8 protein-coding genes and 2 pseudogenes are annotated in these 12,866 nt (G+C 73.7%); 9 read left to right on the top strand and 1 reads right to left on the bottom strand.

Annotation, left to right across the window (positions count from 1 at the left end; translation table 11 throughout):
- Positions 1-31: 31 nt before the first annotated feature.
- The 9 genes and pseudogenes from ACIQUR_RS31815 (at position 32) to ACIQUR_RS31775 (ending at position 11,875) form a co-directional block, all read left to right on the top strand.
- Positions 32-1,759 (top strand): CocE/NonD family hydrolase, encoded by a 1,728-nt coding sequence (locus tag ACIQUR_RS31815; protein WP_403671877.1) that lies wholly within the window; start codon positions 32-34, stop codon positions 1,757-1,759.
- Positions 1,760-1,831: 72 nt separating this feature from the next.
- Positions 1,832-4,264 (top strand): ADP-ribosyltransferase domain-containing protein, encoded by a 2,433-nt coding sequence (locus ACIQUR_RS31810; RefSeq protein ID WP_403671874.1) that lies wholly within the window; start codon positions 1,832-1,834, stop codon positions 4,262-4,264.
- 70 nt (positions 4,265-4,334) lie between these two features.
- Positions 4,335-5,030 (top strand): annotated as a pseudogene (locus ACIQUR_RS31805) (carbohydrate binding domain-containing protein); the annotation flags it as partial.
- Positions 5,031-5,219: 189 nt separating this feature from the next.
- Positions 5,220-6,179 (top strand): annotated as a pseudogene (locus ACIQUR_RS31800) (chitinase); the annotation flags it as partial.
- Positions 6,180-6,325: 146 nt separating this feature from the next.
- Positions 6,326-7,123 (top strand): hypothetical protein, encoded by a 798-nt coding sequence (locus ACIQUR_RS31795; protein ID WP_403671871.1) that lies wholly within the window; start codon positions 6,326-6,328, stop codon positions 7,121-7,123.
- A gap of 314 nt (positions 7,124-7,437) precedes the next feature.
- On the top strand, positions 7,438-8,778 hold the full coding sequence (locus tag ACIQUR_RS31790; RefSeq protein WP_403671868.1) for a discoidin domain-containing protein: 1,341 nt from the start codon (positions 7,438-7,440) through the stop codon (positions 8,776-8,778).
- Positions 8,778-10,079 carry an MFS transporter gene (locus ACIQUR_RS31785; RefSeq protein WP_403671865.1) on the top strand — a complete coding sequence of 434 codons (1,302 nt, stop codon included), beginning with the start codon at positions 8,778-8,780 and terminating at the stop codon, positions 10,077-10,079. Before ACIQUR_RS31790 ends, ACIQUR_RS31785 begins: the two co-directional genes overlap by 1 nt.
- Before the next feature lie 146 nt (positions 10,080-10,225).
- Entirely contained in the window at positions 10,226-11,227 is a 1,002-nt protein-coding gene (locus ACIQUR_RS31780) for a hypothetical protein (RefSeq protein WP_403671913.1), read from the top strand.
- Between the two features lie 219 nt (positions 11,228-11,446).
- A complete protein-coding gene (locus ACIQUR_RS31775) occupies positions 11,447-11,875 on the top strand; it encodes a dihydrofolate reductase family protein (RefSeq protein ID WP_403671863.1) in 429 nt (142 codons plus the stop codon).
- On the opposite strand, the gene ACIQUR_RS31770 is transcribed toward ACIQUR_RS31775, so the two are convergent.
- The gene (locus ACIQUR_RS31770) at positions 11,829-12,698 is read right to left on the bottom strand and encodes a GyrI-like domain-containing protein (RefSeq protein ID WP_403671860.1); all 870 of its coding nucleotides are present in this window, start codon (positions 12,696-12,698) and stop codon (positions 11,829-11,831) included. The two genes, ACIQUR_RS31775 and ACIQUR_RS31770, sit on opposite strands and share 47 nt — an antisense overlap.
- Between the last annotated feature and the right edge of the window lie 168 nt (positions 12,699-12,866).

Here is a 12,866-nt window from a genome sequence, read left to right as displayed (position 1 = left end):
TACGGAAATGATGGAAGGGGAACGACGAACGATGACGTCACGCACGCACGGTCTGCCGAAGCCCGCCTGGGCACCGCCCGCCGGTAAACCGCCCCTCGCCTCCCGGCTGCTGAGGGCGACCTGGCGCCGCCTCCCGCCCGGGCGGCACGCCGTGGGGTGGGAGCCCGGCCTGGAGGTCCCGGCCGCCGACGGCAGCCCGCTGATCACCGACCACTACTTCCCGCGCACCGCGGGCGACTTCCCCACCCTCCTGGTCCGCTCGCCCTACGGCAGGGGCGCGCCCTGGTCCCCCATGTACGGCCTGCTCTTCGCCGAACAGGGCTTCCACGTGGTCCTCCAGAGCTGCCGCGGCACCGGCGGCTCCGGCGGCACGTTCGACCTGTGGCGCAACGAGCCGGCCGACGGCCGGGCGACGGTGGCCTGGCTGCGCGACCAGCCGTGGTTCAACGGAACGCTCGGCACCATCGGCCCCAGCTACCTGGGCTACGCGCAGTGGGCCCTCGCCGTGGACCCGCCGCCCGAGCTGAAGGCGATGGTGGTGCAGGTCGGCCTGCACGATCCCCACGCCCTCTTCCACGCGGGCGGCGCGCCACGGCTGGAGACCGCCCTCGCCGTCGCCGTCGGCATGACCTACCAGCACCGGGGCGCGGCACCGTTCCTGAAGGCCACGCTCCGCCTCCGGCGCCGCCTGCGCGGGATCATCACCGCACGCCCCCTCCGCGGCGCGTACGCCGACGCGCTCGGCGGTGAACCGCCCTGGCTGGACGACGTACTGACGCACCCGGACGCCACGGACGCGTACTGGGGCGGCGCGTCGCTGGCCCACGTGGCGGACCGCCTCCGCGTGCCCACGAGCCTGATCACCGGCCGGTACGACGTACTGGCCGACCAGACCTTCGAACAGTACGGGCGGCTGCGCCGGGCGGGATGCGAGAGCGCCCTGCTCGTCGGCCCGTGGACCCACACCTCCGCCCTGCAGCACGGATGGCCCGAGGTGTTCGCCGAAAGCCTCGCGTGGCTCCGGGCCCACCTGTACGGGGACCCCGGCGGCCTGCGCCCCACGAAGGTCCGCGTGCACACCGGCGGCGAGGACGCCTGGCGGAACCTCGACGACTGGCCGCCGCCCGCGGCCGTCAGCCCCTGGTACCCCACCGCGCAGGGACACCTCACCCGGCAGCCCCCCACCGACCCCGCACCCCTGGTGACCTTCACCTACGACCCGGACGACCCCACCCCTTCCCTGGGCGGCCCGCTGCTCTCCCGCACCGCCGGCCCGTGCGACAACGGCCGCCTGGAGGCCCGGGACGACGTACTGACCTTCACCGGACCCCCGCTGACCGAGCCCGTCGACGTCCTCGGGCCGGTCTCCGCCCGGCTGACCGTCTCCACCGACACCGGCCACGCCGACGTCTTCGCCCGCCTCTGCGACGTGGACCCGCACGGCCGCTCCGTCAACGTCTGCGACGGACTGGCCCGGCTGCGGACGGACGGGCAGCAGCCGGTGCGGACCACCGTGCCGATGAGCGCCACCGCCCACCGCTTCGCCGCCGGGCACCGCATCCGCTGGCAGCTCAGCGGCGGCGCCCACCCGCGCCACGCCCGCAACCCCGGCAACGGCCGGCCCCCGCTGGACGCCACCACCCTCACCCCGGTGCGCATCACGCTCCACGCCGACTCGGCGCTGCTGCTGCCCGGCCCCACGACGGCCCCGGACGCAGCCGGGCCGCCCACGCATGACGACAGGTCAGAGGCACTCTGACGAGGCTGCGTTGTCAGTGGCGGGCGATACGTTCGAGGTCTTGGAACCGCTGTTGTACGACAGGAGTGGACGATGACCGAGAGCACTGTGCTGCCCGCGCTCCGGGTGGTGCTGACGGACGTCAACGAGCGTGTGGTGGAGGCGTGGCGCGCCGCGTTCGCCGACACCCCCGGCATCGAGATCCGCAAGGGCTCGATCCTCGACGAGGACGTCGACGCCTGGGTCACCCCCACGAACTCCCGCGGCAGGATGGACGGCGGGGTCGACGCCGTCATCAAGCGCCACCTCGGATCCGGTGTCCAGGTGCGGGTCCAGCGGGCCATCCGCGACCGGTTCGCCGGACCGCTGCCGGTGGGCAGCGCGGTCTGCGTCCCGTCCGGCGCGACCGTCCCGCGGTACCTGATATCGACGCCGACGATGGTGCGGTCCTCGCAGAACGTCAGCGCCACGCTGAACGTGGCGCTGGCGTGCGCGGCCGCCTTCCAGGCCGTCCACCGGCAGAACCGCAAGGTGCCGGGCAGCATCCGGTCGGTCGCGCTGGTCGGGCTGGGGGCGCAGACCGGCCAGGTGCCCGCCCGGGTGTGCGCCAACCTGATGTGGACGGGCTACACGCTCTTCCACGACCACTGGTTCGAGGACGACGACGAGCTGCGCTCCACGATCGTCGCGCAGCTCCACGGGATCGAGAGCGCGCCGGTCGACCAGCGGGTACGCATCGTCCCGCCGCCGGCGGCCGCCGTGCCTGCCGCCCCCGCCCCGGCACCGGAGGCCCCGGCCGCGGAAGCCCCCGCGCCGGTGACCACGGCCGCCGCTCCCTCTCCCGCCCAGCCGTCCCAGCCGCAGCCCGAGGCCGAGCCCCAGCCTGTGGCCGAGCCCCAGCCTGTGGCGAAGCCCGGGGCGGAGCCCGAGCCCGACGCGAACGACCCCCTCGCCCTCACCGAGCTCTTCGCCGGCGGCGGGGAGGCATGGCTCCCGCTGCTGAAGCCGGTCATCGAGGCGCAGCCGGATGCCGAGCGGTTCATCGGGAAGGGCCGCAGCCACGAGGTGGTCCCGGTCCGCGAGCTGACGTTCCAGGCGCTCAAGCCGAACCCTCCGCACAAGTGGAAGGTCGTGGTCTTCGGCCAGAACCCCTACCCGCGGCCGGAGAGCGCCACCGGCATCGCCATGTTCGACAACACCTTCAGCGACTGGAAGGACAGCCAGTTCGGCCGGGTCGTCAGCATCCGGTGCCTCATCAAGGCCGCGGCGATGTGGAAGTACGGCATCGCCAAGAAGACCCCGATCGCCGAGGTGCGCGCCCTGCTGAAGGAGCGGGACACGGTCCAGCCGCCGGAGTGGTTCCAGGCGATGCTGACGCAGGGCGTGCTCCTGCTCAACGCGTCGCTGACCGCGAGCGGCGACGGTGCGATGGGCGCCGACCGGCACACCGCCTTCTGGCGGCCGGTCGCCGAGCGGATCGTCGAGGAGATCCTCAAGGCCAAGCAGGACGGGCCCGAGGAGGACCGCGGGGTCGTGTTCGCCTGGTGGGGCGCGCACGCCCGCAGCCTCAAGCGGGTCGTCCTGCGGCTCCAGGAGAAGTACCCGGACGTCGAGGTCCGGCACCTCGACCACGCGAACCCGGCGGCGCAGGGCGACATCTTCTGCGAGGGCGACCACTTCGCCCAGGTCAACGACGCGCTGACCTCACTGGGCGCGGACGGCGTCGACTGGCTGCCGAGCAAGGGGTGGAACGCGACGGCGGCCGGCGCGGGCGGCAAGGCCGGGGACGTCGCGGCGCGCATGGGCGCCTTCATCGAGTCGACGATGAACCTCCACCAGCTGTACCTGGAGCGCCTCACCAGCGTCAAGGACGAGGGTCTGGTCCTGCCCGCGATCACCGGCGTCTTCGACACCCCGCTGATGGACTTCCAGGGCGCCGTCGCCCCGGTCTCCGAGGCGCTGGCCGGGCTGGCCGGACACATCCGGCGCAGCCACGACTTCGGCAAGCACCGCGCGGACCAGGCCGCCGGCGGGGGACTGTCCGCGGACGCGATCGCCGCGCTCCACCTCTACACGTGCGAGTCGGCCTTCTACCGCGAGATCAACAGCGTGCTGCGCTCCCCGGACCGCACCCGGGTCACGCCCTACCTCCCGTACCTGCGGCTGCTGTTCTCGGCGGTCTCGGAGCTGCCGGCCTACACCCGGCCCCTGTGGCGGGGCGTGTCGCTGGACCTGCGGTCGCAGTACCCGGTGGGCCGCACGGTCACCTGGTGGGGCGTCTCCTCGTGCACCTCGGAGCTGAAGGTGGCCAAGGCGTTCCTGGGCAGCCGCGGCAAGCGGACCCTCTTCGAGGTGACGCCCGCCCGAGCGGTCGGGATCAAGAGCTTCTCGGCCTTCACCGGCGAGGAGGAGTACATCCTCACGCCGGGCACCCAGCTCAAGGTGACGGAGGTGAGGAACGAATCCCGCGGCCTGTCCACGGTCCGCCTGACCGAAGTCACGGACGCCACCCCCGTACTGTCCTGACCACGGCCGCCCCGCCCGTCCTCCCCGGGGAGGGCGGGCGGGCCGGCAGGGCGACGAACTCGCCCGCGAAATGTTCATTGGTCCAGACCTATTGACCGGCCCTCGCGTCCGCTCCTACGATCCGGACCGGCACGCCCGCCCCACGTCCCCACGCATCCAGAGCCGCGCGTCACCCCCACCCCGGCCCTGTCATGGCCATGGCGTTCGGCAGGAAGGGAGCACCCCCATGTTCCGTCGAAGGCCACGAAACCCCCACCTGCCGCCGGGTGAGACCGGCTCCCTGACGCCGGGCCACCACGCCGCGAACGGCTCCACGGCGCTGCGGCGTTCGCTCGCCGGGATGAGCGCCGTGGCCCTGGTCGCCGCGGGCATGGCCGTGGCCGGATCCGTCTCCGCCGGAGCCGCGACCACGGAGGACGTGGCCGGCAACCTGGTGGCGAACCCCGGGTTCGAGAGCGGCCTGACCGGCTGGACGTGCGCGGGAGGCTCGGGCGCGGCCGTCGGCAGCCCGGTCCGCTCCGGCGCTTCCGCGCTCAAGGCCACGCCGACCGGCCAGGACAACGCCCGCTGCAGCCAGACGGTCAGCGTGCAGCCCAACTCCGCGTACACCCTGAGCGCCTACGTCCAGGGCAGTTACGTCTACCTCGGTGCCACCGGGACCGGTCTCACCGGCACCACGTCCACCTGGACGCCGAGCAGCGCGTCGTACGCCCCGCTCACCGTCAGCTTCAGCACCGGACCGAGCACCACGTCGGTCACCGTCTACCTGCACGGCTGGTACGGCCAGCCGGCGTACCACGCGGACGACGTGTCGCTCACCGGCCCCGGCGGCACCACCCCGCCCCCCACGAGCCCGCCGCCCCCCACCACCCCGCCCCCGACGACCCAGCCGCCGACCACGCAGCCCCCGACCACCCAGCCCCCCACCACGCAGCCCCCGACGACCCAGCCGCCCGGCGAGACCTGCCCCACCAAGCCCAAGCCGTCGGGCAAGGTCCTCCAGGGGTACTGGGAGAACTGGGACGGCGCCGCGAACGGCGTCCACCCCGGCATGGGCTGGATCCCCATCACGGACAGCCGCATCGCCGCCCACGGATACAACGTCATCAACGCCGCGTTCCCGGTGATCCTCTCCGACGGCACCGTCCTGTGGCAGGACGGCATGGACACCGGCGTCAAGGTCGCCACCCCCGCCGAGATGTGCCAGGCCAAGGCGGCCGGAGCGACGATCCTGATGTCCATCGGCGGCGCCACCGCCGGCATCGACCTCAGCTCCAGCACGGTCGCCGACCGCTTCGTGGCCACCGTCGTGCCGATCCTCAAGAAGTACAACTTCGACGGGATCGACATCGACATCGAGACCGGCCTGTCGGGCAGCGGCAACATCAACACCCTGTCCGCCTCGCAGGCCAACCTGATCCGCATCATCGACGGCGTGCTGGCCCAGATGCCCGGGGGCTTCGGCCTGACCATGGCGCCCGAGACCGCGTACGTCACCGGCGGCAGCGTCACCTACGGGTCGATCTGGGGCTCGTGCCTGCCGATCATCAAGAAGTACGCCGACAACGGCCGGCTGTGGTGGCTGAACATGCAGTACTACAACGGCAGCATGTACGGCTGCTCCGGCGACTCGTACCAGGCCGGCACCGTGCAGGGCTTCACCGCACAGACGACCTGCCTGAACAACGGCCTGGTCATCCAGGGCACCACGATCAAGGTCCCGTACGACAAGCAGGTCCCCGGACTCCCGGCCCAGCCCGGGGCGGGCGGCGGCCACATGGCGCCGAGCCTGGTCGGCCAGTCCTGGAACGCCTTCGGCGGCTCCCTCAAGGGCCTGATGACCTGGTCCGTGAACTGGGACGGCTCGAAGGGCTGGGGCTTCGGCGACAACGTCAAGTCCCTCCAGGGCCGCTGACCGCTGCGGGTGCCCGCCCGGTCCGGATCCCACCGGGCCGGCACCCCCCGGACCCCACGGAAGGGTGCCACCCCCGGTCCCCGTTCCGTTCCGGGCCGGCGCCCGACGCGAATGCGCCGCGCCTCGTCCGGGCCCACGCTGGAAGGATGAGCACCCAGAGCCATCGGACAGCGCGCGAGGGCATCGCGGGTCTCCTGGAGAGCCCTGTCGTCGGCATGGCCCCGTGGATCATCTTCGGCATCCTCTCCGGCCCCGGCCGCTTCGAGCTCGCGGTGGGCATCGCCCTGGCCGTCACCGTCCTCCTGGTCGTGGCCGGCCGCTGGTCCCACCCCGGCAGCTCCTGGAAGCTGCTGGAGCTGGCCGACCTGATCTTCTTCACCGGACTCGCGATCATCGGGGCCCTGGCGGACGACGGCACCCTGCGCTGGCTGGAGACGTACTCCGGCGAGATCTCCAACCTCGCCCTGGTCGCCATCGCCTTCGGCTCCATGGCCCTGCGCCGGCCGTTCACCCTCGCCTACGCCCGTGAACAGACGGACCCCTCGGTCTGGGACACCCCGCAGTTCCTGCGGGCCAACCAGGTCATCACCGGAGTGTGGGGCCTCGCCTTCCTGGTCGGAGCCCTGTCGGGCGGCTACGGCGACCTGGTCCTGCACGAGCCGGACAACCTCTGGACCGGCTGGGTCATCCCGATCCTCGCCCTGATCGCGGCCGTGCGCTTCACCCTCTGGTACCCCGAGACCCTCCGGGCCCGCGCCCGGAAGGCGGCCGGTGAGCCGGGCCCGGAGCCGCCGGGCCTGAACGCCATGCTGGCCCCCCTGGCCGGCCTGCTGGTACCCGTCGGCGTCCTCGTCCTGATCTTCGAGGACGGCCTGTGGTGGCTCGGCGTCGCCCTCATCGTGGCGGGCGTCCTCTCCGGGAAGGCGCTCCGGGCGGACGCCTGACCGCAACGGCCGGGGCTCCAGGGGTCCGTGTGCTTCCGGCCGGCGTCCGGACGGCCGGCCCCGCCCCGCCCGGAGAAGCCGCGCCCAGCATCTGGTAGGAAACTTTCCTATCAGATAGCATCCCCGGCGGCGGCTTGGCGCGGCGCCCCTCCCCGGTACGCCCGGGGGAGCAGGGGCGTGACGCGCTCAGCGAGAGCTCTGACCCGGCCGCCGTGCACGCGTACGCCCCGAGGCGCCCGCCGTCACGGGGCCGGCCCGCGCTGCCCGCACCGGTGCCCAGCTCTCACCCTTCCCAGGCAAAGGGAGTCACAGGTATGCCCCGACCGCACGCCTCCGCCCCATCACGCCGCACCACCACCCTGTCCCTGCTGCTCGCCGCCGTCCTGCTCGTCACCGGCGCCCTCGTCCTCGGGTCCACCGGCCGCGCCGAGGCCGCAGACCCGCTCCTCTCCCGCGGCAAGCCGGCCGTCTCGTCCTCCGACGAGGCCGACGACCTCACCGCCGCCAAGGCCTTCGACGGCGACCCCGCCACCCGCTGGGCCAGCGCGGAGGGCTCCGACCCCCAGTGGATCCGCGTCGACCTCGGCACCACCGCCACCGTCTCCCGCGTCCGCCTCAAGTGGGAGGCCGCCTACGGCAAGGCGTACCGCATCGAGATCTCCGCCGACGGCTCCGCCTGGACCACCCTCGCCACCGAGACCGCCGGCAACGGCGGCACCGACGACTGGACCGCGCTGAACGCCAAGGGCCGCTACGTACGCGTCTTCGGCACCGCCCGCGGCACCTCGTACGGCTACTCCCTCTACGAGGCCGAGGTCTACGGGACGCCGGGCGACACCACCCCGCCCGGCACCGGCGCCTTCACCGTCGTCGCCGCCGGGGACATCGCCGCCCAGTGCACCGCCTCCAGCAGTTCCTGCGCCCACCCCAAGACGGCCGCGCAGGCCCAGCGGATCAACCCGAAGTTCTACCTGACCATGGGCGACAACCAGTACGACGACGCCCGCCTGTCCGACTACCGCAACTACTACGACAAGACCTGGGGCGCCTTCAAGGCCAAGACCCGGCCCGTCCCCGGCAACCACGAGACGTACGACCCGGCCGGGTCCCTCGCCGGCTACAAGTCGTACTTCGGATCGATCGCCTACCCCCAGGGCAAGCCCTACTACAGCTTCGACGAGGGCAACTGGCACTTCATCGCCCTCGACTCCAACTCCTTCGACGACCCCGCCCAGATCCAGTGGCTCAAGAACGACCTGGCCCGCACCACCAAGGGCTGCGTCGCCGCCTCCTTCCACCACCCGCTCTACTCCTCCGGCGGCCACGGCAACGACCCCGTCTCCAAGCCCGTCTGGCAGATCCTCTACGCCGCCAAGGCCGACCTCGTCCTCAACGGGCACGACCACCACTACGAGCGCTTCGCCCCGCAGGACCCCTCCGGCCGGGCCACCGCCGACGGCATCGTCGAGATCGTGGCCGGCACCGGCGGCGCCGAGCCGTACCCCATCGAGAACGTCCAGCCCAACAGCCAGAAGCGCATCAGCGGCCCCTACGGGGTGCTGAAGCTGGACCTCACCGACACCACCTACACCTGGCAGTACGTCGGCACCGACGGCCAGGTCAAGGACTCCGGCCCGACCCGCACCTGCCACTGATGTACCTCGCGACCACCGGTCGCCGGGACGCGCCGCCCGCCCCCTCCGGGGCGCCGCGGCGCGTCTCCGCCACCGTCCTCGCCCTCGGCACGGTCAGCCTGGTCACCGACGTCTCCTCCGAGATGGTCACCGCCGTGCTGCCCCTCTACCTCGTCGTCGGCCTCGGCCTGACCCCCCTCCAGTTCGGCTTCCTGGACGGGCTGTTCACCGGCGCCACCGCCCTCGTCCGGCTCGCCGGCGGCCACGCCGCCGACCGCGGCGGCCACCACAAGGCGGTCGCCGGAGCCGGCTACGCGCTCTCCGCCTGCTCCCGGCTCGGGCTGCTGCTCGCCGGCGGCGCGACCGGCGGGATCGCCGCGGCCCTCGCCGCCGACCGCCTCGGCAAAGGCATCCGCACCGCCCCGCGCGACGCCCTGATCACCCTGGACAGCCCGCCCGACGGCCTCGGCCGCGCCTTCGGCGTCCACCGCGCCATGGACACCACCGGCGCCCTCCTCGGCCCGCTCGCCGCCTTCGCCCTCCTGTGGGCCACCGCCGACGCGTACGACGCCGTCTTCGTCGTCAGCTTCTGCACCGGGCTGCTCGGCGTCCTGCTCCTCGTCGTCCTGGTACCCGGCGGACGGCGGCAACCGGTCGGCGGCGCCCACCGGTTGCGCGACCTCGCGGCGCCGCTCCGGCTGCCCGGCGTACGCCGGATCGCGCTCGGCGCCGCGCTCCTCGGCGGCGCCACCATCGGCGACGCCTTCCTCTACCTGCTGCTCCAGCAGCGGACCGGACTGGCCGCCACCTGGTTCCCGTTCCTGCCACTGGGCGCCTCGGCGGTCTACCTCCTGCTCGCCGTACCGGCCGGGCGGCTCGCCGACCGCGTCGGGCGCCGCCGCACCTTCCTGTACGGACACGGCGCCCTGCTGCCGGCCCTCGGCCTGCTCCTCGCGCCGCTGCCCGAGGCCGTGCTCCTGGTGGGCGTCCCGCTCGCGATCGGGATCTTCTACGCCGCCACCGACGGCGTCCTGATGGCCCTCACCGGTCCGCTCCTGCCGGCCGGCAGCCGGGCCGGCGGACTCGCCCTCGTCCAGACCGCGCAGGCCCTCGCCAGGGTCGGCGCCGCCGCCGGCTTCGGGGCCGCCTGGACGCTGTGGGGCCCGACGCCCGCCCTCCTGGTCGCCCTCGCCGGACTCACGGCGGCGATGTGCGGCGCGAGCCGCCTCCTCCCGGCCGAGCGCTCCCACCCGCTCCCGCCCGAAGACCGCCCCGCGCCCCGGCCGCCCACGCCGCACTCCCCGAAGGGGTCCCCCCGTTGAGCACCGAAACCACCCCGGACCCGAACCGGCACCCGGACCCGAACCGGCACCCGGACCCGAACCGGCACCCGGACCTGACCGGGCACCCGAACCGGCACCCGGACCCGACCCGGAACCCGACCCCCGACCCGACCGCCCCCATCCCCATCCCCAGCCCCCACCCGACCCAGCACCCCAACCGGCACCGCCTATGGGCGCTTCTCCTCGGTGTCCTGCTCCTCGCCGGCGGCGCCACCGCCTACACCCTGCGAGCCGCAGCCGCCCGCCCCGACCCGGCCGCCGCCTCCCCGGACACCGGCTTCACGCTCGACAGCGGCACCCCGGGCACCCTCTGGTTCCGCGACACTGCCACCGGCCGCGTCGCCCGCCAGGACCCCGGCGCCCCCGGCCGACGCGTGGCGCACGGGCCCCGCTGCGACCGCTTCCACGCCGCCGGCGGCACCGCACTGTGCCTGCAACTCCGCCCGGGCGTGCCGGCCCGTACGTACGTCCTCGTCCTCGACCGGCGGCTGCGCGAGGTACGCAGGATGAGCCTGCCCGGGATCCCCAACCGCGCCCGCGTCTCCGCCTCCGGCAAGGTCCTCGCCTGGACCACCTTCGCCAGTGGCGACTCGTACGCCACCTCCGCGTTCGCCACCCGCACCTCGATCCTCGACCTGCGCACCGGCTACCTCATCAAGAACATCGAGCAGATCCCGCTCACCCTGGACGGCCGCCGCCACCACGCCCCCGACGTCAACTACTGGGGCGTCACCTTCGCCGCCGACGACAACCGCTTCTACGCCACCGTCGCCACCCGGGGCCGTACCCACCTGGTCGAGGGAGACCTGAAGAAGTGGGCGGCGCGGACGCTCAAGGAGAACGTCGAGTGCCCCTCGCTCTCCCCGGACGGCACCCGCATCGCGTACAAGAAGAAGGTCTCCGCCGACCCCCGCGCACCCTGGCGCCTGCACGTCCTCGACCTCGGCACCCTCCGCGACCACCCCCTCGCCGACGCCCGCTCCATCGACGACCAGGCCGCCTGGACCACCCCCGGTACGGTCGCGTACGCACACGAGGGCGCGGTCTGGACCGTCCCCGCGGACGGCACGGGCAGCCCCCGGCGCCTCGTGCCCGGCGCGTCCTCACCCGCCACTCCCACGCGGTGATCACAACGGTGACGTGCCCGCGCGCGACGGGCGCACGGCTTCGCCGGCCGGACGGCGCCTTTCGCGCGGCCCGTCGTGTCACGTTTCCCGCCCCCCGTTTGTCCACCGGACGAACCGTCAACGGCAGCGGCACACAGGGGCCGCGCCGGCTCGAGCCGGTGGGGGAGTGGTTCGGCCGGGCCGACGCCGTCCTCCTGGGGCGGACCACCTTCGAGATGCGTGCTGCGCGGCGCGGACGTCGTCGGGCAGGTGCGCCGGCTCGAGGAGCAGCCGGGCGGCGAGCTCCAGGCGCACGGCAGCCGGCAGCTCGTCCGGACCCTCCACGACGCCGGACTGGTGGACGTCCACCGCCTGATCCAGTTCCCCGTCGTCGTCGGCGCGGGCAAGCGCCTCTTCGGTGACGGCGCCGTCCCGTCCGTCTACCGGATCACCGAGTCGCACGTGGCGGCCGGTGGCTCCGGCGCGGTCGCCCTCACCCTCCGCCGCACCGCGTCGGGCACGACCGGAGCCGGGGAGTTCGTCGTACGCGAAGGCAAGGAGGCCGCGGCGTGGCAACCGGCCGGAAACGGCAGCTGGGCGCCGGTCGTCGCCCGCCGGGGGGTTACCCCGGCTCGACCGGCAGCCACAGCTCGCAGGTCGCGGTGGTGAAGTCGGGCGCGTGCGCCAGGGTGGTGACGATCGAGGGACCCGGGCGCAGGCGCCACGGGTTCGAGGGGAACCAGTCGGTCGCGGTGGCCGCCCAGGCCGTCTGGAGGGCCTGGGGGTGCGGGCCGCTGGTGCGGAAGACGGCCCACGTGCCGTCCGGGACCTCGATGGCGTCCAGGTCCGCGGGGACCGCGGTGTCCCGGGCGACGGCCACCCCGTGCAGGTAGGTGAGTTCGGTTCCCTCCGTTCCGTCGGGGTCGACGTCGTCGCAGACCTGGAGGAGGCCTTCGGGGACGGTGTCGGCCAGCGCCTTCAGGCGCTGGTGCTCCTCGGGCGGCAGCCCGGCGATGTGCTCCTGGATGCGGGGGTTGACGCCCTGGTGGACGAGTGGGACCCGGGCGGCATGTCCGATCAGCCGGAAGGCGGGGCGGTTCACGAGGCGGGTGTCCATGGGGACGCTCCCTTCGACGGTCAGGCGGAACCTGAGCTGTGGTTGTGTACGCAGGGGGCCTCCCTCGCGGCGTACGTCACCGGGGCCGGCGCCGTGCACCGCCCGGAACGCGCGCCCGAACGCCTCGGTCGAGCCGTAGCCGTGCCGGACCGCGATGCCGAGCAGGTCCTGCTCGCCGCGGACGACCTCGGCCGCCGCCACGGTCATGCGCCGCCGGCGCACGTACTCCGACAGCGGCATGCCGGCCAGCGACGAGAACATCCGGCGCAGGTGGTATTCGGTCGAGCCGACCGACGCCGCCAGTGCGCGGACGTCGGGATCCTCCGCGAGATGCTCCTCGACGAGGTCGACGAGCCGGTTCAGTGCCGAGATCACGAGGCCTCCTTTCGACTCCCACCCTGGCAGCGCGCACCCCGGTGGCACCCGACCGCTGCGAACCGATCCGATCATGCACCCGCTTCCGGGCTCCGCGGACGGGGTACTCCCTCGCGTGGCACACCCCGGTGCCGCTCTTGCCGCGCTGCCGGCACGACGAGGAGAAGC

The sequence above is a fragment of the Streptomyces sp. NPDC101132 genome (assembly GCF_044759225.1).
Classification (GTDB): domain Bacteria; phylum Actinomycetota; class Actinomycetes; order Streptomycetales; family Streptomycetaceae; genus Streptomyces.
This window is presented reverse-complemented; position numbering and strand designations above follow the sequence as displayed.

Excerpts from the sequence above, each read along its gene's own strand:
- ACIQUR_RS31810 (WP_403671874.1), top strand. The coding sequence starts at position 1,832 with ATGACCGAGAGCACTGTGCTGCCCGCGCTCCGGGTGGTGCTGACGGAC.
- ACIQUR_RS31795 (WP_403671871.1), top strand. The coding sequence starts at position 6,326 with ATGAGCACCCAGAGCCATCGGACAGCGCGCGAGGGCATCGCGGGTCTC.
- ACIQUR_RS31815 (WP_403671877.1), top strand. The coding sequence starts at position 32 with ATGACGTCACGCACGCACGGTCTGCCGAAGCCCGCCTGGGCACCGCCC.
- ACIQUR_RS31785 (WP_403671865.1), top strand. The coding sequence starts at position 8,778 with ATGTACCTCGCGACCACCGGTCGCCGGGACGCGCCGCCCGCCCCCTCC.
- ACIQUR_RS31790 (WP_403671868.1), top strand. The coding sequence starts at position 7,438 with ATGCCCCGACCGCACGCCTCCGCCCCATCACGCCGCACCACCACCCTG.